Source organism: Sulfurimonas xiamenensis, assembly GCF_009258045.1.
GTDB classification, from domain to species: Bacteria; Campylobacterota; Campylobacteria; order Campylobacterales; family Sulfurimonadaceae; genus Sulfurimonas; species Sulfurimonas xiamenensis.
The window spans coordinates 947,323-973,388 of the sequence record NZ_CP041166.1 but is presented as its reverse complement, the minus strand read 5'-3'; the positions used below and the strand labels follow the sequence as shown (position 1 = coordinate 973,388).

The following is a 26,066-nucleotide window of genomic DNA, read 5'->3' as shown; positions in this document are numbered from 1 at the left end:
TATTTAATATCAGAAATATATTTAAAAAAAGCAGCCCTTTTGAAGGCTGCAAAAACTACAGGCAAGCATAAAATTATTTTGCTACTGCCTCTAGTGCATATTTTTCACCAAGATCATATGCTACTTTATTTACATCATGAACTTTGGCAGGTACTTTTGAGAGCATTGTTTCGATTAAAACTTCTCTATCAAGAGGTTTCATAATTGTATTTGCTATTGCAAGTGCAACAACTGACTGAGTAATAACATTACCAACTTCCTCTTTTGCAATAGTAATAATCGGAATTTCAATTATATTCCATTTTTTTCTATCTTCATCGCTAGGTTTAACAAGGTTTGGATCTATAACAATAGTTCCGCCCTCTTGTACACCTTTTTTAAATTGATCATAGCTTACTTGTGCAACAGAGAGCATAAAGTTTATCTCGCCGTCATTCGCATATGGATAGTAAATTTCATCATCATCTAAAGTTATATCAACAACAGTCGGTCCACCACGAACTTGTGAAGTATATGTTGCTGTTTTTAATCCATTACCGCCGGTTTTAATTTTTGCAGCTGCAAAAATTTCACCAGCGAGAAGAACACCTTGTCCGCCAACACCTGTAAATCTCATTAATGTTCTAGCCACCCCGTGCCTCCTTATATTTTTTTCTTAAAGTCATCTTGAGTAATTGTTTTTCTTTTACCTTGATGTACTTTAATAATTTCAGCATACATATCACAATACTCAGCTGCTTGTGTATCTTGTTTTAAAACACCTGTAGGAAGTAAATTTACTTGTTCCTCTTCTGTCATAGTGTCATATTTTTTCTTTGAAACCGTAATACTGTCTATCCAATTAAGATTTTCAATAGCAGAATTCATTTTATTTTTTCTACCAAGATTAATATGGCAGTTTGATAAAACTTCAAGAAGTGAAAAACCTTTGTGTTCTAGTGCTTTTACCATAGTTTTTTCTAATTTTTTAGGATCATTTACTGTCTCTCTCGCCACAAAAGAAGCTCCTGATGCAATTGCTAAATTACAAGTATTAAAAGTTGGATCAATGTTTCCAACTTGTTGCGATACTGTCCACATACCCTGTGGAGTAGTTGGACTTGTTTGAGAATTTGTTAATCCATAAATAAAGTTATTAATTATAATAAATGTTATATCTATGTTTCTTCTACAACCATGAATTGTGTGATTACCGCCAATTGCTAAAGCATCACCGTCACCCGCAACACAAATTACATGTTTAGTAGGATTTGCAAGTTTAATACCTGTTGCAAATGCTATAGTTCTTCCATGAGTTGTATGGACTGTATTAAAATCAACATATGATGAAAATCTTCCTGAACATCCAATTCCTGAAACTAGGCAGATATCATCTTTATTTATACCAAGGCTGTCAACCGCTCTAACAAAAGCTTTTAGGATAACACCATCACCACAACCCCAACACCATAGTGTCGGCATTTTTTCCAGTCTTAAATAGTTTTCATAATTAAATGCCATTTTACAGCTCCTTTACTTTATTAACAATTTCATAAGGAGAAATTGGTCTTCCGTTTACTTTGAATAAACCATTTATATCAAGTCTTCCAGTAGCGCGTTGTACTTCGTCTCTATATTGACCGATATTTAGCTCTACACATAAAACTTTTGGTATTCTGTCTGCAAGCTCTTTCATCTTCTTTGCCGGACTTGGCCAAAGTGTAATCGGTCTGAATAATCCTGCTTTAATACCCTCTGCTCTTAAGTGGCGGATTGCCTCTTTTGCAGCAAGAGAAACTGAACCATACGCAACAATTAAAATCTCTGCATCATCCATATGAAACTCTTCATAAGATTCAAGCTCATCTTTATGAAGTTCTACTTTATCTTCAAGCCTTTGAATAAGTTTTCTACATGTCTCTATCTCTTCAGTAGGGAACCCTCTTTTGTCATGGTGAAGACCTGTAAAATGGTATCTGTACCCTTTAAACATAGGATTTAAAACTGCAGGCTGATCACTTTCACACTCATATGGAAAATACTCCTCTGCAGGGCCTTCGAATGTTTTTCTAGGAACAATTCCTGCAGCAACCTCTTCTTCTGTAGGAAGCATTGCTTTTCCATGCATGTGTCCCAATGTTTCATCTAGTAAAACAAATACAGGCTGCATAAATCTGTCTGCTAAGTTAAATGCTCTTACAGTTTCAGTATAACACTCCGCCAATGAACCTGCACATAGCGTGATTGATTTGTAATCACCATGTGATGGATTCTTTGCCTGAGCAACATCCCCTTGAGATACACGAGTCGGAAGACCAGTTGATGGGCCGCCGCGCATAACATTAACTACAACCAAAGGAACTTCAGTCATTTGAGCCAAACCAAGATTTTCTGCTTTAAGCGAAATACCTGGACCTGAAGTAGCAGTCATAGTTCTAACACCACTCATTCCGGCACCAATCGCTGCTGCAACTCCTGCAATCTCATCTTCCATTTGAATACAAGCTCCGCCGACTTCTGGCATTAAATTAGACATTTCATGCATAACTTCGCTTGATGGAGTAATAGGATAGCCCCCAAAAAATCTACATCCTGCATCTTTTGCAGCTATTGCAGCTAATTCATTACCGCTTGAAATTATTTCTCTTGTTGCCATTATTTAGCTCCTTGTTCATTAAGTGACATATAATTATTTGCAACAACTGCTTCCTGACGCGATTTTGATTCATCAGTAAGTTTTGCAAATTTATACTCTTTTCTATCTGCAACATAAATTGCAAAATCAGGACATGATAATTCACACTCCATACATCCTATACAAGACTCTGGATGCTGAATAGATATCATAGCACCAAGAGTAGATGTAGGTTCATACACCATTCCAAGAACGCCCGCAGGGCATACAGAAACACAAATATCACATGCTTTACAGTTACTGGTATTTACCCATACCGGTTGATTACCAGGATTTTCAGTTTTAAAAGTTCCCATTTACTCTCCTCTTTTGTTTTGAAGCGCAGCACAATGTGTGAAGTATCTCTACGCCACATTCTTGAACTGTTACTTATTTTTACAGATAGGTTAACCTACTTTAATTAATATAGCTCTAAATTTGTGCTAATGACGCTTCTTTTTAACATATTTGTTACCGAATGAAGCTCGCACTAAGAAACAATATTTACTTAGAAAGCACCTCTGCAACTGCTTTTCCGATATCAGCCGGAGAAACTACAACTTTAACACCTGCTGCTTCCAGAGCAGCCATTTTCTCAGCTGCAGTTCCTGCTCCGCCTGAAACAATTGCACCCGCATGACCCATTCTTTTGCCTTTTGGCGCAGTTTGCCCTGCAATAAAAGCTACAACAGGCTTCTTGATGTTTTCTTTAATAAATGCAGCTGCTTGAATCTCCAGGTCTCCACCGATTTCACCAATCATAACAATTGCATGTGTCTCAGGGTCTGCTTCAAACATTGGCAAAAGCTGTTTATAAGAGAGGCCTATAATCGGGTCTCCGCCGATACCAACAGCAGTTGAGATTCCAAAACCCTCTTTTACAACTTGGTTAGCGCCCTCATAAGTAAGCGTTCCTGATTTCGAGATAAGACCGATATTTCCTTTTTTAAAAATCATACCAGGCATAATACCAATTTTACACTCTTCGGCAGTTATAATACCGGGACAGTTTGGCCCAATTGTCTTCATGCTATGCTTTGTAGCGTAAGCTTTAGCCGCTTGCATATCACGAACAGGAGCACCTTCTGTGATAACCACAGCAAGGTCAATCCCCGCATCCGCAGCTTCCATAACGGCATCTGCTACAAAAGCAGGCGGAACAAAAATCATTGATACAGTTGCGCCGGTAGATGCAACAGCCTCTTTTACAGTATTAAAAACTGGTTTTCCCAAATGCTCAGTTCCGCCTTTGTTTGGTGTAACACCCCCTACAATTTTTGTTCCGTATGCTAAACACTGCTCAGCATGAAAAGATCCCTCTTTTCCAGTAAAACCTTGAACTATAACTTTCGTATCTTTATTTACCAATATACTCATAAAACTTATTCTCCTTTTCTAAAGAAACAGCGCTTAGGCTTGTTTTGCCGCAGCTACTGCTTTTGCTGCACCATCTGCTAAATCTGTAGCTGTTATAACATTTGCAATATTTGCGTTTTTTAAAATCTCTGCCGCTTCAGGTGCATTTGTGCCATCAAGACGAACAATAACCGGCACATGAACATCAACAAGCTTTGTTGCTTCCAAAATACCGTTTGCGATACGGTCACATCTAACGATTCCGCCGAAAATATTTACAAAAATAGCTTTTACCTTTGGATTTTTAAGAATAATCTCGAATCCTTTCGCAACAGTTTCAGCATTTGCAGAACCACCGACATCAAGAAAGTTTGCAGGAGTTCCGCCCATATAGTTAATCGTATCCATTGTACCCATTGCAAGCCCTGCTCCGTTTACCATGCAACCGATTTCACCATCAAGACTGACATAGCTCAGGCCATACTTTCCAGCTTCTCTCTCATCTGCATCTTCTTCACTGATATCTCTCATATCTTCAATATCAGGATGGCGTCCAAGAGCTGAATCATCAAATCCCATTTTCCCGTCAAGCGCTAAAAAGTCGCCGTTTCCAGTTTTAACTAAAGGATTTATCTCTATCATTTCAGCGTCATTTTCCAAATAAAGATTATAGAGTGCAGCTGCTAATTTGATAAATTTGCCCTGCTCTGCTTTATCTGTTATGCCCAAACCAAAAACTAATTCACGACCGTGAAAACCTTGAAAACCGATAGCAGGATCAACCGCAACTTTAATAATTTTTTCTGGAGTGTCATGCGCAACATCTTCAATTGCCATACCGCCCTCTGTTGAGGCCATTATCACAGGCATCTCTTTCGCGCGGTCAAGAACAACACCAAGATATAACTCATCTTTAATATCTGCACCGTCTTCAATATATAGTTTTTGAACTAATTTTCCTTCAGGTCCTGTTTGGTGTGTAACCAAAGTCATGCCAAGAATTTCACTAGCAAGCTGTTCAACCTCTTCTATTGAACGAGCAAGCTTCACACCGCCTCCCAGTCCGCGGCCGCCAGCATGAATTTGAGCTTTAACAACCCAGATTGGTCCGCCTAACTCCTCTGCATTCTTAACTGCTTGCTTTACGCTTTCAGCCATTAAACCTCTCGGTGTAGGCACGCCATATTTTGCAAAAATCTGTTTTGCTTGATATTCATGTATATTCATTTACTTTCCTTCAATTAAGTTTAGTTGTGCTTGCATCAGCCCTTAAGCTTTGGGAGCAATCATATTTTTTGGTATAACATATTTGTCGAACTCTTCAGCACTGAGAAGACCCAGTTCTATTGCTGTCTCTTTTAAAGTTGAATTGTTTTTATGCGCTGTTTTAGCAATTTTTGCTGCATTTTCATATCCTATATAAGGATTAAGTGCTGTTACAAGCATTAATGAATTATGCAAATAGTGTTCAATTTTTTCTTCTACCGGTTCTATTCCGACAGCACAGTTGTCATTAAAAGAAACAATAGAATCTGCCAATAAACGGCATGATTGTAAGAAATTATAAGCAATTACAGGCTTAAAAACATTTAACTGAAAATTTCCCTGAGAAGCTGCAAAACCAATAGTGGCATCATTTCCCATAACTTGACATGCAACCATTGTTACGGCTTCAGCCTGTGTCGGATTTACTTTTCCAGGCATGATAGAAGAACCCGGCTCATTTTCAGGAATAGTAATCTCACCTATTCCGCATCTTGGACCTGAAGCTAACCATCGAACATCATTTGCAATTTTCATCATATCGGCAGCTAAGGCTTTAAGAGCACCATGAGCATACACTAAAGCATCGTGAGAAGTTAATGCATGAAATTTATTTGGCGCTGTGACAAAAGTATGCCCGGTTAGCACTGTTAATTTTTTTGCAACTCTTTCTCCCAATTCAGGATGTGCATTAAGACCTGTTCCTACAGCTGTTCCGCCAAGTGCTAATTCACGCACTGCTTCAAGCGAATCTTTAGCCATTTTTTCACATTTATTAAGCATTTCAACCCAACCGCTAATCTCTTGACCAAGGGTTAATGGAGTAGCATCTTGAAGATGAGTACGCCCTATTTTTACAATTGAATCAAATTGAGTAGACTTCTGCTCAAGAGTAGATTTTAGCTTGGCAATAGCCGGTAAAATACGAGTTTCAACTGCAATAACAGCCGCTACATGAAGCGCTGTCGGATAGGTGTCATTTGAGCTTTGAGATTTGTTTACATCATCATTTGGATGAACAAGTTTCTCAACTCTAAAATCGCCGCCTAATATCTCTGTAGCACGGTTTGCAAGAACTTCGTTATTATTCATATTTGACTGCGTGCCTGAGCCTGTCTGCCAAACAACCAAAGGATAGTTTCCATCAAGTTTTCCTGCCAACATATCATCTGCAGCTTGTGCAATTGCATCTGCTTTTTTGGGATCTAATTTACCCAAATCTTTATTTACAAGAGCTACCGCTTTTTTAAGATATGAAAATGCTCTTGTTATCTCATAAGGCATCTTCTCTTCTCCGATAGCGAAGTTTTCTATTGACCTTTGTGTTTGTGCTCCCCAATATGCGTCTTTTGGAACATTTATTTCACCCATTGTGTCTTTTTCAATGCGACTGCTCAAATTACTCTCCTTCAAAAAAATTATTTTTATTTAATGTATCAATTAAAGATTTTACAGAGTTGCATGAATTTTTAAACATCTCTTTTTCCATATCATCAAGAGTTACCTCAATAATTTTTTCAGCTCCATTAGTTCCAAGCATTACCGGAACCCCTGAAACTACATCAGAATATCCATATTCACCCTCTAGATATACCGCACAAGGATGAATCTGTTTTGTATCTTTTAAAATTGCTTCAACCATTATAGCTGTTGATTTTGCAGGAGCATAATATGCCGAACCTGTTTTAAGATAGCTCACAATCTCTGCACCGCCATTACGAGTACGAGCAACTATTTCATCAATTTCACTGCTACTTAAAAGATCCGTAAGAGGAACACCAGCTACTGTAGAGTAGCGAGGTAAAGGGACCATATCATCACCATGTCCGCCCATTACCGAAGCACGGATTTGACCACCGCCGTATCCAAGTTTTTCTTGAATAAAACTTGCCATTCTTGAACTATCTAGTACTCCAGCCATTCCTATTACGCGGCTTCTCTCAAATCCGCTCTCTTTTAATGCTACATATGTCATTGCATCTAATGGATTAGAAACCATTATTACTATTGCATTTGGTGAATATTTGGCTACACCCTCTATAACTTCTTTGGTAATTTTTGCATTGATCATAAGAAGATCATCACGGCTCATGCCAGGAAGTCTTGGACTGCCAGCTGTAACAACAACTACATCACAATTAGTTAAATCTGACATCTCTTCTGCAACACTAACTACTGTATGACTTCTTACGGCAGAAGCAGCTTGACTCATATCAAGCGCTTTTCCTTTAGCAACATCAATCTTGTTATCACGAAGAATTATCTCATGACAAGAACCAAGCATTGCTAGAGAGTAAGCTACCGTTGCGCCAACATTTCCGGCACCTACTATTCCTACTCTTTTTCCTTGATTCATATACACTCCTTGAGTAAATTATTATGATATTTTAGTGAAATACTTTTTAGGTATCTTTAAACTATCAAATAAAGACTTTTTGCCTTTTAAATAAAACTAAAAACAGTTTCATTAAAAAAGAAAAATAGAAATAGAGAAGTTCCTGCATATTATTTATGCAGAAACAATCTCTTTAAGCAGATAATTTAGATGCTGTCTATAATCGCATTAAGCGTTGCAGACGGTCTCATTGCTGCTTCAGTTTTTGCATCATCAGGATGATAATAACCGCCAATATCTTGAGGTTTCCCCTCTACAGATAAAAGCTCTTCCATAATTTTAGCTTCATTTTCTTCTAAAGCTTTAGCAACCGAAGAAAATTTTGCAGCCAACTCTGCATTGTCAGATTCTGCAAGAGCCTTTGCCCAATACTGAGCAACATAGAAGTGAGAAGCTTTATTATCAGGCTCCCCTGCTTTTCTACCAGGTGCTTTATTATTATCAAGGTAAGCTTCATTTGCTTTATCTAAAGCTTCAGTAACAGCTTTAAGATTTGCATCTGGATGTTTTTGTTCAATATATCTAAGTGACTCAGCAAGCGCCAAAAATTCACCTAGTGAATCCCATCTTAAGTGCCCCTCTTCTAAAAACTGATCAACATGCTTAGGAGCAGATCCGCCCGCACCTGTTTCAAAAAGACCGCCACCCGCTAAAAGAGGAACTATTGAAAGCATTTTTGCAGAAGTTCCAAGTTCTAAAATCGGGTACATATCAGTCAAGTGATCGCGTAAAACATTTCCTGTTACAGAAATAGTATCTTTTCCTTCTCTTACTCTTGCGTTAGTATAAGCAACTGCAGAAGCTACATCCATAATAGGAAGCTCAAGACCTGAAGTGTCATGCTCTTTTAAATACTCTTTTACTTTTTTTATAAGATTTGCATCATGTGCTCTGTTTTCATCAAGCCAAAATACCGCAGGATTTCCTGTAAGTCTAGCACGCTCAACAGCCAATCTTACCCAGTCTTTAATAGGAATATCTTTAGCTCTAGACATTCTCCAGATATCTCCTGCTTCAACATTGTGGCTCATAAGTACATTGCCTGCAGCATCTTTTACTTCCACAACACCATCTTCAGCTATCTCAAAAGTTGTCGGATGAGAACCATACTCTTCAGCTTTTTGTGCCATAAGACCTACATTTGCTACATTTCCCATAGTAGTAACATCATATTGACCGTTTTTAACACAGTCATCTACCATACCTTGGTGAAATCTTGCATATGAACTATCAGGAATTACTGCAACACACTCTTGTGGCTTTCCATCTCTATTCCACATCTTACCGCCGTCTCGTACAACAACCGGCATAGAAGCATCAATAATAATATCATTAGAAGCGTGAAGATTTGTAATACCTTTATCAGAATCAACCATAGCCATTGGAGGCTGAACATCGTATGTAGCCATAATAGCAGCTTCTATCTCAGTTTTTTTATCAGCTGGAAGCTTCTCAAGTTTTTTATACAAATCGCCTAAACCTAAGTTTGCATTTACACCAATCTCTTTAAACTCTGATTCATATTTTGCAAAAACATCTTTAAAAAAGACTTTGATAGCATGACCAAACATAATAGGATCAGATATTTTCATCATTGTAGCTTTTAGGTGCAAAGACCATAAAACGCCGTTAGCTTTTGCTTCATCTAATGATTTTTGATAAAAATCTTGAAGAGCTCTAGCAGACATAAAAGTACCATCAAGAACCTCTTTGTCTACTGCATCTATCTCTTTTAAACATTTACCATTTAGGTTAATAGTTACTTTTTGATCTCCATCTACTATAACAGACTGCTCATTAGCATAAAAGTCTCCATTCCCGTCCATATGAGTCACATAAGTTTTTGACGGATTTTCAAAAGGTCTTAACTTATGAGGATTTTTCTTAGCAAAATTTTTAACTGCAGCTGCAGCGCGTCTGTCTGAGTTTCCTTCACGAAGAACCGGATTAACTGCTGAACCTAAACATGTAGAGTATTTTGCTTGAATAGCTTTTTCTTCTTCAGTTTCCGGATTTTCAGGATAGTTAGGAAGCGCATATCCTTGTTCTTGAAGCTCTGCAATACACTCTTTTAACTGAGGAATAGATGCAGAAATATTTGGTAATTTTATAATATTACCTTCAGGCTCCTGTGCTACTTTACCTAAATAAGCTAACTCATCAGCGATTTTTTGATCGTCTGTTAAATATTCTGGGAAAGTTGCAATAACTCTACCCGCTAGTGAGATATCTCTAAGCTCAACTTCAACGCCTGCTGCTTTTGTAAAAGCTCTAACAATTGGAAGTAGTGAATAAGTTGCTAAAGCCGGAGCCTCATCAATCTTTGACCAAATAATTTTTGACATTGTGTTTCCTCAAGTTTATATTTTTCATTTTCATCAAGTATATGAAAATTTACAAGTTCAATGATATCATTAAGATGTAATAATATTAAGGAAGCGCATATAAAGATTAATTTATTTAACCCAAGTGTTTCATTTTGTAGCATCGTTTATATTGGTCAAATGTGTAGAATAGTTACATGAAAAAGTGTGAGCGCCGTTTTTAGATTTAACAAAATAGAGATAATCTGTTTGTGCGGGGAAAATTGCCGCTTTAATTGCATCAAAACTTACATTACAAACTGGAACAGGTGGAATACCGCTGTGTAGGTATGTATTGTATATAGTTTTATCCTCTTTTATCATCTTTGAAGTTACTTTTATATGTGAATATTTTCCATAATTTAGCGTACCGTCCATCTGCAGTTTCATTCCTTTTTTAATTCTATTGTGTATAACGGAACTAACTAGCGGCATCTCCTCTATATTGGCAGATTCTTTTTGAATGATTGATGCAATTGTTACAAAATGAAACCATTTCTTCTCATTATATGTTCCGAATATCTTCATTGAAAAATCTCTCATTTGTAAAAACGACTCTTTTAAAAGAATTTTTATAATCATCTCTTCAGTTATACCCATAGGCAAACTGTAGGTGTTTGGGACAAAAAGACCCTCTTTGTATTTTGATTGCACTGCATACTCTTTTTGCAGCAGCTCTCTGTTTAAATGAAATTCATCTGCTAATTGATCTAAAAATATATGTGTAGTTTCTCCAGGAATTAAAGTAACATTTTGAAGTGCAGCTTTTGCTGTTGTAAGTTTATAAAGAAAATCACCTCTCGTACTACATGTAGTTCCTATATCTATCCATCCGCTTTGTGGAGATCCTATAACTCTAAGCAACAGCGCATCAAGTTTATTTATGTTGTAATTTCTGCTTTGCAAATGTGCTATAATCTTATTAATAGAACCTTTTGGAATATATATAATCTGGGGGGAGTTTATAGGTTTATTTAGGTAGTACATGAACGACAATATTATAATCAATACAATTTTAAAAATCCATTTTATACTTATTAGTATTTTGTTGTTCATATTTTTACTGCTTTTTTCTTCATTTATACTTTTACAAAATGGTATATATATAGATGGCATATCATCCCAAAATATAAAAGTTAAGAAATTATACATTAAATGGGATGAAAAAATAAGCATAACTGCCGGAGAAATCAGCATTGCAAAAGGTGAAACAAAAAAAAGTTTCAAGATTGAATATGAAAACTATCTTAGAACTTTAAAAAATTTCCTACCTTTTACAAGTTGGTTTAAAGAGATAAATATTGAAAAAATATCTCTTAATAGTATTGATGGAATAATAAATTATATAGATGACAAAAAAAGTTTTGTATATTTTTCCTCCCCTGATTTTACCCTGCACGCATCTTTGCTGCCAAGCAATCATCTGTTTCATGTAAAAATTGATTCATTTAAATATTTAAATAACGATTTAAATATAGATGGGGATATTTTGCTAGATGCAAAAAAAAGATTAGAATTTAACACAGCTCTCAATATTTCAATAAAAGATAATGCAAAATTTAATCTCTATGCTTACAGTGATACCAAAAAATTATCATATAAAATAGAATCCAAAGAAGATATAAAAAATGCAAAAGATATAGTAGATCTCTTTAATCTTAATCCAAAAATCAAATATTGGGTATATGATGCTATAGAGATGTCAAGCCTTTCGTTAAAAGCTTTTTATGGGTGGTTTGAATATAAAAATCTTGATAAGGCATATCTGAATCTACATGCAAAAGCTGTAGCAAATAATTTAAATTATACTTATGATAAAAAAGTGGCACCTGTTCTTGCAAGCAGTACCGAACTGGAATTTAAAAATGGTGTGCTCTCTATCAGACCTCAAAATGCATATTCATATAATTTTTTTCTTGATAAAAGTTGGTTAAAAATTGATTTTTCAAAAAAAGAGGAACTCTTAACACTCTATCTGCTTTTTAAAGGCAAGGTCAACAAAGATTTGCTTACATTGTTAAATAGATATAGAATTAAAATCCCTTTTGTTCAAAAAAAAGGTGAAGTAGATACTAATTTAACACTTGATATTAATCTGCGAACATTAAATGTAAAAGCAGCTGGAAAATTTTATGCAAAAGAGGCTCAGATAGAGTATTTAGGATTGGATATAGATATTTTTGATGCTTATGTATTTTTAAACAATACATTAGTTGAAGTTAATAATATGGGTGCAAAGTACAAAAATATTGCGACATCTCATGTAGATTTAAATTTTGATGCTAAAAAATCCAAAGGAGAACTCTCTTTTAAATTTGATGCAATAGATTTAAAAGAGAACAATATAACACTTGCAAACCCTATAAAACCGTTTATTGCAACTTATACTATTTCACCAAAACAAGATTACTTAAAAATAGATATATCTACTTGGAAATATAAAAATCAAATTTTGCATGTAGATGCAATAAAATTACCTTTTGATATAAAAAATTTAACAGCCTCTATCCCCTATACTAAAATAGAATCTCCAAAAATGGGTTCAGCATCACTCTCTGGAGATATATTTTTTCAAACCAAAAAAGCTGATTTAAATATCAAGCTTCTAAAAATAGACTATTCTGATATATCTTTAAACAAAACATCTCCTTCTTTTCACTGGATTTATGAGAAAAACAGATCGCTTATAACTTCAAAAGATCCGATAATTTTAAGTATCGATAATAAAAAAATAAATATTGATAATTTAATCATTGATACAACTTCTGAATATATAAAAGTTCAAAATTTAGATATTAATTTTCAAAATAGTGTAAAATCCAAAATAAGCATAAACTATAATCTAAAAAATTTTACAGGAGTTTCAACTCTTCAAAATATAGAAATTAAAGATAGTGAGTTTGGTGAAATTTTTAAAATAGACAAAAATATTGAACTTTTTATTGAAAAAGAAAATAACAAAATTTCAATAAATTCAAAAGAGTATGATTTTGAATATACTCTTAGCGAGAACGATTGGATAATAAATCTAAACTCTTTTGAAAAAATAGCACCATACTCTAATCTTTTAAGAAAATATGATCTAACAAATGGAAATTTTAAATTAGAAAAAACGAAAAACGAAAAAGATATAAACTTTTCTCTTAACACAGATTATAAATATAAGTTTCTTGCAACTGAGAAAGAGCCGATAAAAAGCTATACAATAAATGGAAGTTTTAATAAAGAGACAAATAGAATAATGCTCAGTGTTAATGATATTGTTGCTATAGAGATAAAAGATGATATAAAAATTAAAGCAGATAGTGCAGGAATCAATATAAAAGAGGTGATAAACTTTTTTACTGATAAAAAGAGTGAAAAAGAGACAAAAGAAAATATTGATCTCTATTTTGATGCAAACAATTCTTACCTTTATCTAGGAAATAACCGGCTTGTAATTTCTGATACAATGAAATTAAAATATCAAAATAAAGATTTACGCGCTGACCTTAAATATAAAGAGGGAAGCGCTGTTTTTAAACTTGGTAATGATAAAATGTATCTTTACGGTGATAAATTTAATGATCAATTTATGGATAAGCTTTTTGCACTTTCAAAATTTAGAGGTGGTTCTTTTGAGTTTTATATCAATGGTACAATCAAAGAGTACAATGGCACTATCTATATAAAAGAAGCAACAATTTTGGATTATAAAATTTTAAACAATATTCTTGCTTTTGTAAATACTGTCCCTTCTCTTGTAACTTTCTCTCTTCCTGGATACAATAAAAATGGAATAGCTGCCGAAAAAGCATATATTAATTTTAAATTTAAAGATGATATATATAAGATGAGTGATATTTATCTTAAATCAAAAGAGATTGAAATCACCGGAATTGGTGAAGCAAGTATAGAAAAAAACAGTATAAATATGGATTTAAACTTAAAAACTGATTTAGGGAGTTCAGTCTCAAAGATACCTCTTATTGGGCATATACTCCTTGGTAAAGAGACTGTTTCAACAACCCTAAAAGTAACAGGTGCTTTAGATAATCCAGATGTTAGTACCCAGATAGCCAAAGATATAGCTGTAGCACCTTTTAATATAATAAAAAGAACACTTATGTATCCATTTGAACTATTTAAAAGTGAAGATAAAGAAAGTGAGTAGAGTTTTTCTACTCATTTCTAAGAACGGTTAAGATGTCCACTTCACTTGCTTTTTTTGCAGGATAAAAAGAGGATACAACAACTATTATAAATGCTCCGCAAATAATAGATAAAAAATCTTTAAGACTTAAATCAAGCGGAAGCGTAGATGTAGGGTAAACATCTTTTGGCAGATGGATAATATCAAATGTACCAAGTATCCATAAACCGCTTAAACCAAAAACAATTCCCGCTAAAATACCGCTAATGCCGATTACTATGCCTAGATATAAAAATACTTTTTTAATCTCTGCAGATGTTGCACCAAGGGATAAAAGCAGTGCTATTTCACTTCTTCTGTTCATAACAGTCATTAAAAGAGAAGAGATAATATTGATAGCAGCTATTAAAATAATAAGCATAAGAACAATAAATAAGGAGACTTTCTCTAACTCTAAAGCTGCAAAAAAGTTTACATTGTCCTCCCACCACCCTTTAATAGTTACACTTTGAGGGAGATATTTTTTAATTTTTAATATATCATTGTGAGGATCGCCGGAAAAAATATGAATTCCGCTATATTGATTGCTTGGCAGGTGCATCATAGTTTGAAGAGATGAAAGCGTTGTGTAGCTATATGCTTTGTCATAGGCAGAAAGCCCAGAATCAAATATACCGTTAATATTGAATCTTTTTATTTTGGGAGTAACAGACATTCCGCCAGGTTCAACATGTGTAAAAATGTACATTAGTTTATCACCACTATAAAGATTAAGTTCTTCTTTTAGTGATTTTCCTATTAAAACATCAAATTTATTAAAATTTTTATCTTTGATAGCCTCTTTTAAGACACTGTTTACTTCAGCTTCACTCTTAAAATCAACCCCAAATATATATCCACCTTCCAATTTTGAACCGCTTCTTGCCATTACGGATGATTGAACATAAGGACTGAATTTTAAATTTGGAAATTTTGATTCTAAATCAAGAAGCAGATTTTCATTAACTGCTCCATAAAATTTTGGAATAATTGTTAGAGGATAGTTCATAATAGTGAGTTTTTTTCTAAACTCATTATCAAATCCATTCATAAGTGCCATGGCTACTATAAGAACCATAACGCCTAAAGAAATGCCTAAAAATGCTAAAAGAGCAGATAAAAAAATAAATGGCTGTTCACTGTCAAATCGTAAAAAGCGTTTTACCAAATAAGAAACTATAGATGTTTTCAAGAAGCAAAAACACCTTTTTTCGGGCCGCTCTTACCACAACAAAGTTTATACTTTTTACCGCTTCCGCATGGACAAGGATCATTTCTGGCAATTTTTTTTGCAGGAGCTTTTTCCTCTTCGTTATAGAGATTAAACTGCATTGCTGCTTCATTTATTTTTCTCTCTATATCCATCTGCTGAGCAACTTTTTTAGCTTCTTCTTCAGGATTTTCAATTCTAAATTGAATCACTTGAAGTGTTTTTACAGTATTGAATTTAATATCTGCTATAAGTTCTGTAAAAAGGTTAAAACTCTCTTTTTTATACTCTACCAGTGGATCTTTTTGATTATATGCTCTTAACCTGATTCCTGTTTTCATATTATCCATAGCGTAAAGATGTTCTCTCCAAGCACTGTCAAGCTCTTTTAAATAAAGCTCTCTCTCAATTTCATTACAAACTTCTTTATTAAGTACACTCATTTTTTCATCATAAGCTTTTTTAACACTTTGAACTATACTGTTTAAGAGCTCATTATAGTCAAATGAGGAGAAATCATTTATATTTAGCTCTAAATTAAGCTCCTCATGAATAAGTTTAAATAGTTTTTCTAAATTAAAATCTTCTCTTGCTCCGCCTTCAAAAATATCACAGCTATTGAGCAGATGCTCTATATATTCAACTCTAATTTCATTGATTTTTGATGAAATATCATACTCAGGATCAAGCATTTGATTTCTAAATTTATAAATTATTTTTCTCTGTTCATTAGCTACATCATCATACTCAACAATCTGTTTTCTTCCCTCATAGTGCATGTTTTCAACTTTTTTCTGCGCTTTCTCAACTGCACGCGTGACCATTTTGGACTCTATATATTCACCGTCTTCAACACCGAGTCTCTCCATAATGCTTTTAATCTTGTCGCTTCCAAAAATACGAAGAAGGTTGTCTTCAAGAGATAGATAAAACTGTGTAGTTCCAGGATCACCTTGGCGTCCGCTTCTACCTCTTAATTGATTATCTATACGGCGATTTTCGTGTCTCTCTGTTCCTATAATATAGAGACCGCCCAAATCTCTCACTTCATCATTTACTTTAATGTCAACACCGCGCCCTGCCATATTTGTAGCGATTGTAACCGCTCCTTTGGCACCTGCATTTTTAATGATTTCACCCTCTTGTGCATGATTTTTTGCATTAAGTACAGTATGCGCAATTTTTTCTTTTTTAAGCATCTCATGAAGAACTTCTGACTTATCGATAGAAGCGGTACCGATAAGGACAGGCTGACCTGTTTTTGAAAGTTCTTTTATCTTTTTTATTGCAGCTTCAAATTTCTCTTTTTCTGTTTTATAGATAAGGTCGTTCAGATCTTTTCTTATTACCGGGATATTTGTAGGAATTGAGATAACATCAAGAGAGTATATTTGAGCAAACTCAGATGCTTCTGTTTGTGCCGTTCCTGTCATGCCGGCTAATTTATCATACATTCTAAAATAGTTTTGAAATGTAATATCCGCAAGTGTTTGTGTCTCTTCTTTTATCTCCACACCCTCTTTTGCTTCAAGCGCTTGGTGCAGACCCTCAGAATAGCGGCGGCCTTCGCTCAGACGACCAGTAAACTCATCTACAATAACAACTTCACCGTTATTTACTACATAATCAACATCTCTCTCAAAAAGATAGTTTGCTTTTAATGCCTGATCAAGTATATGAGATAATGAGGCATTCTCCGGACTATAAAGATTTTCAACCTTAAAAAGCTCTTCCGCTTTTGTAATTCCCTCTTCGGTAAGCAAAACAACTTTATCTTTTTCATCAACACTAAAATGTTCATCTTTGACAAGTTGAAGCGCTATTTTATTAGCATCTGCAAAATCTTGAAGTGCCCTGTTTGTAGGTCCCGATATAATTAATGGTGTTCTAGCTTCATCAATTAAAATACTATCTACTTCATCTACAATAACAAAATTATGTCCTCTTTGAACCATATGATCACGAGAATAACTCATATTGTCTCTTAGATAATCAAAACCAAATTCATTATTTGTACCATAAGTAATATCAGCATTATAAACTTCTTTTTTTACAGCCGGATCATGCATCTCATCTAAAATAACACCTACGCTAAATCCCAAAAACTCATAAAGAGGACGCATTTCGTTTCCGTCTCTTGAAGCGAGATAATCGTTAACCGTAACAAGATGCACGCCTTTGCCTGTAATTGCATTAAGAACAATTGGCAAAGTTGCCACAAGTGTTTTTCCTTCACCTGTTTTCATTTCTGCAATTCTGCCTTCATGCAGAACAACACCACCAATAAGTTGAACATCAAAGTGTCTCATATTAAGAGTTCTAACACTTGCTTCTCTTGTTATGGCAAAAGAGTCTGGCAAAACATCATCTAAGCTCTTCTCTTTGTTTAAAACACTATTCTTAATCTCTAAAAAAGCAGCTTTTAACTCATCATCTTTCAGAGCTTTATATTTACTCTCTAAATTATTTATTTTATTGACAATTTTTGTATATTTTTTTAATTCACGATCATTTGTAGTACCAAAAATCTTACCCATTAATGCCTGTAGCAATTCGCAACCTTATTGTAGATAAGTGCGTTTTTTATGCACCCATCATTGAAATTCTCCTTATTTTATCATACTTATAATAACAATTTGCATAAATCATAGAATGATTTTTAAATAATATGTAAACAGTCACTTTGATATAATTTTTAAAAAATAGGATAGAAATGAGATACCTTTTTTTAACAATTTTAATAAGCATGCAGTTATTTGCATCACTTGAAGAGATTACTTCATTTGAAGCAGATTTTACACAAAGTATTACAGATGAAAAAGATAAAACAATTATATACAGTGGTCATATTGTGGCATTAAAACCTCAAAATGTTAAGTGGAGCTATAAAAAACCTGTTGAGAAATATGTATATATAAATAAATTTGAAGTAACAGTTGTTGAACCGGAAATAGAACAAGTTATTATTAGAAGACTAGAATCAAATTTTGATTTTTTTAAAATTATATCTAATGCTAAAAAAATTGAAGAAAATAAATATTTAGCCTACTACAGAGACTCTAAATTTACAATAATAAAGCATAACTCTTTAATTGAATCAATATCATATTTAGATGAATTTGAGAACAGAGTTAAAATAACTTTTAAAAATCAAAAACAAAATCAAGTTATTGATACAACTATATTTAAACCAATTTTTTCTTTAAAGTTTGATATTATAAGAGATTAAATAATTTTCAACATAAGAGAATTTTAAAAGATTCTCTTATGTAAATTTATATTATAACTTATAATCTTTTATAAGGTTAAAGTTAAGATATTTATATATATCAGCTTCTTTACCGCCTATTTTTTTAGGAACAATATTTAAATACTCCTCTTTTGTCGGCAGATATCCCAACATTGCACATACTGCTGCAAGTTCTGCTGAACCTAAATAAACTTTTGCACCCTTGCCTAAGCGGTTATCAAAATTACGAGTTGAAGTAGAAAATACAACGGCATTATCTGCAACACGCGCTTGATTTCCCATACATAAAGAACATCCAGGAATCTCAGTTCTAGCACCAGAAGTTCCAAAAATAGAGTAATAACCCTCTTCTGTAAGTTGTTTCTCATCCATTTTTGTCGGAGGACAGATCCACAAACGAGTCGGAACAGCACCCTCTCCTTTTAAAACTTCACCAAGTGCACGGTAGTGACCTATATTTGTCATACATGAACCTACGAATACTTCATTGATAATATGAGGACGCTTAGGATCTGCTAAAACTTCTGTTAGAGTCGCAACATCATCAGGATCATTTGGACAAGCTAAAATCGGTTCAGTAATCGTATTTAAATCAATATTAATTACAGCCGCATACTCCGCATCAGCATCAGGTTTCATAAGAGATGGATTAGCAAGCCACTCATTCATTTTATCGATACGGCGCTGCAAAGTGCGCTTATCTTCATAACCGGCTTCAATCATAGAGTTTAAAAGAACGATATTTGACTTTAGATATTCAATAACTGGATCTTCATTTAGAAGAACAGTACATGCAGCAGCACTTCTTTCAGCTGATGCATCTGAAAGTTCAAATGCCTGCTCAGCTTTTAAATCAGGTAAACCTTCTATCTCTAAAATACGACCTGCAAAAATATTTTTCTTACCTTTTTTCTCAACAGTTAAAAGTCCCTCTTTAATTGCTTGATAAGGAATAGCATTTACTAAATCACGAAGAGTAATACCAGGTTGAAGCTCACCGCTAAATCTTACAAGTACAGATTCTGGCATAGTAAGCGGCATAGAACCGGTAACACCTGCAAAAGCAACGATGCCTGAACCTCCAGGAAAAGATATACCTATAGGAAAACGAGTATGGCTGTCTGCACCGGTACCAACGGTGTCTGGAAGCACCATTCTATTTAACCATGAGTGGATAACTCCATCACCAGGGCGAAGAGCAACACCAGAACGCTTAGAAATAAAGTCTGGCAAAGTGTGATGCATTTCAACATCTGAAGGCTTAGGATATGCTGCCGTATGACAAAATGACTGCATCACCAAATCAGCACCAAATCCAAGTGCCGCAAGCTCTACAATTTCATCTCTTGTCATAGGCCCTGTTGTATCTTGTGAACCTACTGTTGAAGTTACAGGCTCAACATACATACCCGGTTTAACACCTTCCATTCCACATGCACGCCCAACCATTTTTTGAGCTAGAGTATATCCTTTACCATTATCTTCAGGCTGTTCAGGAGTTAGAAAAATATCTGTCGTACCAAGCCCAAGTACTCCGCGAGCTTTTGCAGTTAAACCACGGCCAATAATAAGTGGAATACGCCCACCTGCACGAACTTCATCAGTAATTGTATTAGGATTTAATTTAAATGTTGCAATACATTTTCCATCTTTATGTGCTTCGCCTTTATATGGATAGATAGTTACAACATCGCCCGTTTCCATTTCACTTACATCAAGTTCTAAAGGAAGCGCCCCTGAATCCTCACATGTTGCAAAAAATATAGGAGCAATAATTCCACCAAGAACTACACCGCCGGTACGCTTGTTTGGAACACCGGGAATATCCTCGCCCATATGCCACTGAACTGAGTTTACACCAGATTTGCGGCTTGAACCCGTTCCAACAACATCACCGACATAAGCAATTGGATTGCCCATCTCTTTTAATTTTTTGATGGTATTGATAGGATCATCCATTTTTGCCACAAGCATAGAGTTTGCATGAAGCGGAATATCTGAACGGGTAAAAGCTTCAGAAGCAGGTGATAAATCATCCGTATTTGTCTCACCAGCAACTTTAAATACTGTAACTGTAATTGCATCTGAAAGTTCAGGTTTAGATGTAAACCATTCAGCATTTGCCCATGAAGTCATAACTTCTGTTGCAGCTTTATTGCCTGATTTATGCAACTCTTCTACATCATTAAATGCATCATATACAAGAAGGGTATGTTTTAAAGCCTCTTTAGCGGCTTCAACAACAGCTTCATTCTCAGAAGTAAGAGCATCTACTAATGGTTTTACATTGTAACCACCAAGCATCATACCCAACATCTCAACTGCTTTTTCAGGAGAAATAGCAGAAACTTTAGTATTACCAAGAACTACATCATTTAAAAATGCTGCTTTAACATAAGCAGCATCATCAACACCAGGTGATACACGATTTGTCAATAGATCTAACAACTCTTGCGTACACTCAGATTTTATCAATTTTATTAATTCTACTGTTTGCTCTGCAGAAAGCGGTAATGGTGGAACACCAAGTGTCTCTCTCTCAGCTATATGTGCTTTATACTCTTCTAAAAATGCCATTGTCATTCCTGTTTATAAATTTAAAGAAGATTATAACTAAATAAGTAAACAGCAAATCATATGTGTTACCAAAGTAAACAAAAGCTTTGTGATTTATTTAAAATATGTTTACTTTGGTAACATCTACAACTCTCTATAATGCAATTCAGCATCAATAGCATCTCTATTTTTTCCTTTATAGTTACTTTTTAACCATAAAAGGTATGAATCTGGCAGATCGCTATATGTCAATCCCTTATATTTTCCAAACTCAACTCTTTGTGTCTGCTGTGTTTTTAAAAATTTTTCTTCGCATTTTGCATTGATTGAGATTTTTTGCAAAAGTGAAACAAACTCACCAAATTCCAATCTTTTTTGAATAACAAAAGTATAAGAGCTAAAATCAAAAATACCCTTTCTCTCTTTAACAAAAGCTTCGATTTTTTGTATTTGCTCTACTGATAAATCTTCTAGGTTTTTTACATACACACTAAAAGAGTTGGGATATTTTGTGAAAATAAAATATGGCACTATCATTAAATAATTTCACGAATTCCTCTAGAATTAGGGGCAGAAAGCACTCCTTCACCTTCTAGCTGCTCAATAAGTCTTGCAGATTTGTTATAACCGATTTGCAGTTTTCTCTGAAGATATGAAATGGAGGTTTTTCTATCTGTTAAGACAACATTTTTTGCTTCATCAAATAGAGGGTCCAACTCTTCATATGTATCACCGGATGATGAAGCACTCTCTTCACTCTCTTCAACCAAAAAACTTTTATCATAATTTGCTTCTCTTTGTGATTTTATAAAATTAACAATTTTTTCTATCTCCTCTTCTGTACTCCAAGGTGCATGTAGACGGACTAAACCGGTCGAACCCGGAGGTGTAAAGAGCATGTCGCCTTTTCCTAAAAGCGATTCTGCACCCTGCTGATCTAAAATAATTTTAGAATCAACTTTCTGCCCTACTCTATACGATATGCGTGAAGGAAGATTTGCTTTTATAAGTCCTGTTACGACATCGACTGAAGGTCTTTGAGTTGCTACAACAAGATGTATACCAGATGCCCTTGCCATCTGTGCAAGTCTTGCAATTGAGTATTCAACATCCTTTCCGCTTGTCATCATCAAATCAGCAAGTTCATCTATAATAACTACGATATAAGGAAGATGCTCTCCACCCTCTTTTTTAACTTTCTCGTTATACCCTTCTATATTTTTTGTTCTATTAATACTCATAAGAGAGTAGCGTCTCTCCATCTCATGTACCATGTTATTCAGTGCAACAATCGCTTGTTTAGCTTTTGTAATAACCGGGGTTAGAAGATGAGGAATATCATTATAGATCGAAAATTCAAGCATTTTAGGATCAATCATGAGAAGTCTCAATTTATCCGGTGAATTTTTGTATAAAAAAGAGAGTATCATAGCGTTAATACCAACGCTTTTTCCGCTCCCCGTTGTTCCGGCTATAAGAAGATGCGGAAGTTTTTTCAAATCAGTTATAAATGGCTTGCCCACTATATCTTTTCCCAAAACAATAGTTAATGGAGAAGATGACTCTTTGAAAAGTTTGCTATCTATCAGCTCTCTTAAGTAGATTGTGTCTATTTTCTCATTAGGTATCTCAATCCCGACAACATCTTTTCCAGGGATCGGTGCCTGTATACGAATAGTTTCTGCACTAAGTGCCATGGCTAAATCATCTTGAAGATTTAAAATTCTAGAGACTTTTACATTTGCAGCGGGTTTAAATTCAAATGTTGAAACAACCGGACCTGCATATGTTCTTACAACATCACCTTCGATTTTAAAATGAGCCAGTTTTTCTATAAGAAACTTTATTTTGTCATCTAGCTCACTCTCATCTACGCTGTGGGCTTTATTATTTGGTTTTTGTAAAAAATCAATAGGCGGAAGCTTGAAATTTTTTGGTTTTTCAACTTCTCCCTTTTCTATAGATTCCAAAAGTTTTGTATTCTCTTCAAGCTCATCAACTACAATTGCATTTTTTTGCTCTTTTATCTCCTGAACTAAATCTATAATATTATGATGTTTTTTCTCTTTTGAAGATTCTACAGATTTTAAAGAGTCTTCTTCTTTTACTTCGGAGTTGATCTCTTTTCTTAAATATGCAGGTTTGTCTATCTCTTCTTCAATCTTCTCTACAGCAGACTCTACTGCTATATCACCTTCTTGTTTAACATTTTTATTTATGTTTTTTTCTTTAATAAAAGTGCTTTTCATAGGCTTTTTTAAAGTAGAATTTTGTTTATCTAAAAATTTTATTTTTATCTTATTTAAAAAAATATCTACTATTTCATGGGCGCTTTTATCAAAAATAATAACTATAGACAACAATGTTATAATAAACCAAAATGTCCAGAGACCAAAAGAACCGATATATGGAGATAAAAAATTGGCAAAACCAGCACCTACTTCTCCTCGTAGATTATCCTTTATCAATATTGCCTGTGCTAACAAAAAAGAGAAAAAGATTAAAAAAGAAGCCACAGTTAACTCGACTTTTCTTATATTTAATCTGCTGTCTTTGTAAAAATAATAAAGAGGAATCATAAAAGCAAATATGTAAATATAAGAAACATAACCAAAATATTTATGATTGTAGAATGCAAAAGTTGCACCATAACTTCCCATTAAGGCTGTAGAACCAAAAATTGTTGCAAATCCAAAATAGATTAGTAAACCAAAACTTATTATAAATAAAGTATCTTTCAAACTAGAATTTCCTTTTAAAATTTTAAAAAAAATTAAATTTAAATAATGTGACCCAAAGTAAAACAACTTCTTAACATAATAAAAATGAAGTATAACAAAAAATGCTTTATAAAGGATTTTTAAGTTCTCATATAACTTAGATATTTTCAAATTTTTACATACTTTTTTTACTTTTTTGGAACTAAAAAAGATATTCTAATTTACATTTAAGTTACAACTCACTATCATTGCATCTTTTATGCCAGAGTGGTGAAATGGTATACACGGCGGATTCAAAATCCGCTGCCTTCGGGCGTAGGGGTTCAAGTCCCCTCTCTGGTACCACCCTTCTTTTTATTACATTCAACATATCCTGCTTCAATTAAATTTATATATTTTCACTTAACTGCTTAAATTGTGACACATACAAAAAAATCTCAGGACACTAAAGTTAATGATATAATAAAAATTTAAAACTATTAATGAAAAAATTGACAATTACAAACAGCTATAAAGTGGAGATAAAGTGAAAAATCGTAAAATAGTAGTCGCAGCAAGTGGTGCAAGCGGGGTTAATCTGGGATTAAAAGTCATTCAACTGCTTCCTAAAAATATTGACAAACATTTTATTATGACACAAAATTCAAAGATAGTCTTACATAAAGAGATGGATGCAACCATTCATGACAATAATGACATTTCAGCAAGCGTTGCATCAGGCTCTTTTGGAGTAGATGCCATGATAATAGCACCTTGCAGCATGAATACATTAGCAAAAATTGCATGTGGTATTGCTGACAATTTAGTTACAAGATGCGCGAGTGTAATGATAAAAGAGCATAAAAAACTTATCTTAGCGCCGCGAGAGATGCCATTTTCTGCAATAGCGCTCGAAAATATGCATAAATTGGCAACTTTAGGAGTTATTGTAGCACCTCCTGTTATGGCATATTACTCTAAACAACAAACTTTAGATGAGATGGAAAACTTTATTATAGGTAAATGGTTTGATCTACTTAATATTGAAAATACTTTATACAAAAGGTGGGAATAATGAAAAAAATAGCACTCTATCCAGGAACATTTGACCCTATTACAAATGGTCATTATGATATTATTGAAAGGGCTTTAAATCTCTTCGACGAGCTTATTATAGCTGTTGCAATATCAACTGACAAAAAGCCTATGTTTACTCTGCAAGAGCGTATACATATGACAAAAGAGGCTGTTAAAAATCTCAAAAATGTTACCGTACTCGGATTTGACAATCTTACGGTTGAGTTAGCAAAAACACACAATGCCAATGTGCTAATCCGCGGTCTTAGAGCCGTAAGTGATTTTGAATACGAGTTGCAGCTTGGGTATCTTAACAACTCTCTTGATAAAAGCATTGAAACAGTATACTTAATGCCAAAACTGCAACATGCCTTTATTAGCTCTTCAAGTGTTAGAAATCTTTTAAAATTTAATGCCAAAACAGATCACTTGCTCCCAAAAGATGTTCAAAATATTATAGGAAAAATGAATTCATGTACATTGCAATAGAGGGAATTGATACTGCCGGAAAAAGTACACAGATTAAAAAATTAGAAAAACATTTTGACAATGCTGTTATTACAAAAGAGCCAGGCGGTACTGATGTAGGAAAAGAGATAAGAGAGATAGTGCTAAGTGCAAAAACAAAAAGTAAAAAAGCGGAATTTTTACTTTTTTTAGCAGATCGCGCCGAACATGTAAAAGAGATTATAAAACCAAATCTAGATAAAACAATCATATCTGACAGAAGTGCAGTAAGCGGAGTTGCTTATGCCTTGGCTCAAGGTGAAATAGAAAAAAAAGATTTACTATCTTTAAATAATTTTGCAACAGACGGCATATATCCTTCAAAAGTTTTTTTACTCTTTTTAGAAAAAAAAGAACTTGAATTCAGACTTTCACAAAAAAAACTAGATGGCATAGAATTAAGAGGCGTAGAGTATCTGCTTAACATTCAAAATTGCATTATTGAAGCTGCAAAACTCCTAAATATAGAACTTATAACAATCAATGCAGCTAAAAATATAGATGAAATTACAAAAGAAATATTAAATAATATAAAAAAATAGTTTTTTTAATTTTAGGCTAAATCT

General features: G+C 34.1%; 20 protein-coding genes and 1 tRNA gene. 6 read left to right on the top strand and 15 right to left on the bottom strand.

Annotated features, from left to right (window positions below):
- Positions 1–73: 73 nt before the first annotated feature.
- The 10 genes from FJR47_RS04930 to mltG form a co-directional block, all read right to left on the bottom strand.
- The gene (locus tag FJR47_RS04930; RefSeq protein WP_152299343.1) at positions 74–631 is read right to left on the bottom strand and encodes a 2-oxoacid:acceptor oxidoreductase family protein; all 558 of its coding nucleotides are present in this window, start codon (positions 629–631) and stop codon (positions 74–76) included.
- 11 nt (positions 632–642) lie between these two features.
- Positions 643–1,500 (bottom strand): 2-oxoglutarate ferredoxin oxidoreductase subunit beta, encoded by an 858-nt coding sequence (locus tag FJR47_RS04925; protein ID WP_152299342.1) that lies wholly within the window; start codon positions 1,498–1,500, stop codon positions 643–645.
- Position 1,501: 1 nt separating this feature from the next.
- Complete coding sequence (locus tag FJR47_RS04920; protein WP_152299341.1) at positions 1,502–2,635, bottom strand: 2-oxoglutarate synthase subunit alpha; 1,134 nt, start codon at positions 2,633–2,635, stop codon at positions 1,502–1,504.
- The gene (locus FJR47_RS04915; protein WP_152299340.1) at positions 2,635–2,970 is read right to left on the bottom strand and encodes a 4Fe-4S binding protein; all 336 of its coding nucleotides are present in this window, start codon (positions 2,968–2,970) and stop codon (positions 2,635–2,637) included. Before FJR47_RS04915 ends, FJR47_RS04920 begins: the two co-directional genes overlap by 1 nt.
- Positions 2,971–3,157: 187 nt before the next feature.
- Positions 3,158–4,030, bottom strand: a complete 873-nt coding sequence (sucD, locus tag FJR47_RS04910; RefSeq protein ID WP_152299339.1) for a succinate--CoA ligase subunit alpha — start codon at positions 4,028–4,030, stop codon at positions 3,158–3,160.
- A 33-nt stretch (positions 4,031–4,063) separates the two neighbouring features.
- A complete protein-coding gene (gene sucC / locus FJR47_RS04905; protein ID WP_152299338.1) occupies positions 4,064–5,236 on the bottom strand; it encodes an ADP-forming succinate--CoA ligase subunit beta in 1,173 nt (390 codons plus the stop codon).
- 42 nt (positions 5,237–5,278) lie between these two features.
- Positions 5,279–6,670 (bottom strand): class II fumarate hydratase, encoded by a 1,392-nt coding sequence (fumC, locus tag FJR47_RS04900; protein ID WP_152299337.1) that lies wholly within the window; start codon positions 6,668–6,670, stop codon positions 5,279–5,281.
- Between the two features lies 1 nt (position 6,671).
- Entirely contained in the window at positions 6,672–7,628 is a 957-nt protein-coding gene (mdh, locus tag FJR47_RS04895) for a malate dehydrogenase (RefSeq protein ID WP_152299336.1), read from the bottom strand.
- Between the two features lie 185 nt (positions 7,629–7,813).
- Positions 7,814–10,012: an NADP-dependent isocitrate dehydrogenase gene (locus FJR47_RS04890; RefSeq protein ID WP_152299335.1), complete on the bottom strand. Its 2,199-nt coding sequence runs from the start codon at positions 10,010–10,012 to the stop codon at positions 7,814–7,816.
- A gap of 129 nt (positions 10,013–10,141) precedes the next feature.
- The gene (gene mltG, locus FJR47_RS04885) at positions 10,142–11,086 is read right to left on the bottom strand and encodes an endolytic transglycosylase MltG (RefSeq protein ID WP_430738910.1); all 945 of its coding nucleotides are present in this window, start codon (positions 11,084–11,086) and stop codon (positions 10,142–10,144) included.
- On the opposite strand from mltG, the gene FJR47_RS04880 reads away from it, so the two are divergent.
- A complete protein-coding gene (locus FJR47_RS04880) occupies positions 11,016–14,183 on the top strand; it encodes a YhdP family protein (RefSeq protein ID WP_241855375.1) in 3,168 nt (1,055 codons plus the stop codon). The genes mltG and FJR47_RS04880 overlap by 71 nt on opposite strands.
- Positions 14,184–14,190: 7 nt before the next feature.
- Here FJR47_RS04880 and FJR47_RS04875 read toward each other — a convergent pair whose 3' ends face one another.
- The gene (locus tag FJR47_RS04875; protein ID WP_152299333.1) at positions 14,191–15,393 is read right to left on the bottom strand and encodes an ABC transporter permease; all 1,203 of its coding nucleotides are present in this window, start codon (positions 15,391–15,393) and stop codon (positions 14,191–14,193) included.
- Positions 15,390–17,963, bottom strand: a complete 2,574-nt coding sequence (gene secA / locus FJR47_RS04870) for a preprotein translocase subunit SecA (protein ID WP_152299332.1) — start codon at positions 17,961–17,963, stop codon at positions 15,390–15,392. Before secA ends, FJR47_RS04875 begins: the two co-directional genes overlap by 4 nt.
- A 161-nt stretch (positions 17,964–18,124) precedes the next feature.
- Here secA and lolA point away from each other — a divergent pair, with 161 nt between their 5' ends.
- Positions 18,125–18,640 (top strand): LolA-like outer membrane lipoprotein chaperone, encoded by a 516-nt coding sequence (gene lolA, locus FJR47_RS04865; RefSeq protein ID WP_152299331.1) that lies wholly within the window; start codon positions 18,125–18,127, stop codon positions 18,638–18,640.
- Between the two features lie 51 nt (positions 18,641–18,691).
- On the opposite strand, the gene acnB is transcribed toward lolA, so the two are convergent.
- The 3 genes from acnB to FJR47_RS04850 form a co-directional block, all read right to left on the bottom strand.
- Positions 18,692–21,238, bottom strand: coding sequence for a bifunctional aconitate hydratase 2/2-methylisocitrate dehydratase (acnB, locus tag FJR47_RS04860; protein ID WP_152299330.1), 2,547 nt, complete (start codon positions 21,236–21,238; stop codon positions 18,692–18,694).
- Positions 21,239–21,361: 123 nt separating this feature from the next.
- Positions 21,362–21,754: a putative quorum-sensing-regulated virulence factor gene (locus tag FJR47_RS04855; protein WP_152299329.1), complete on the bottom strand. Its 393-nt coding sequence runs from the start codon at positions 21,752–21,754 to the stop codon at positions 21,362–21,364.
- Positions 21,754–23,958 (bottom strand): FtsK/SpoIIIE family DNA translocase, encoded by a 2,205-nt coding sequence (locus tag FJR47_RS04850; protein WP_152299328.1) that lies wholly within the window; start codon positions 23,956–23,958, stop codon positions 21,754–21,756. The genes FJR47_RS04855 and FJR47_RS04850 overlap by 1 nt, the downstream gene beginning before the upstream one ends.
- A 240-nt stretch (positions 23,959–24,198) precedes the next feature.
- Here FJR47_RS04850 and FJR47_RS04845 point away from each other — a divergent pair.
- From FJR47_RS04845 to tmk, 4 genes are all read left to right on the top strand, one after another.
- Positions 24,199–24,282 (top strand) — tRNA-Leu (locus FJR47_RS04845).
- Between the two features lie 181 nt (positions 24,283–24,463).
- Complete coding sequence (locus FJR47_RS04840; protein WP_152299327.1) at positions 24,464–24,991, top strand: UbiX family flavin prenyltransferase; 528 nt, start codon at positions 24,464–24,466, stop codon at positions 24,989–24,991.
- Positions 24,991–25,482: a pantetheine-phosphate adenylyltransferase gene (gene coaD, locus FJR47_RS04835; RefSeq protein WP_152299326.1), complete on the top strand. Its 492-nt coding sequence runs from the start codon at positions 24,991–24,993 to the stop codon at positions 25,480–25,482. Before FJR47_RS04840 ends, coaD begins: the two co-directional genes overlap by 1 nt.
- The gene (gene tmk / locus FJR47_RS04830) at positions 25,467–26,042 is read left to right on the top strand and encodes a dTMP kinase (RefSeq protein ID WP_152299325.1); all 576 of its coding nucleotides are present in this window, start codon (positions 25,467–25,469) and stop codon (positions 26,040–26,042) included. Before coaD ends, tmk begins: the two co-directional genes overlap by 16 nt.
- Positions 26,043–26,066: the final 24 nt, after the last annotated feature.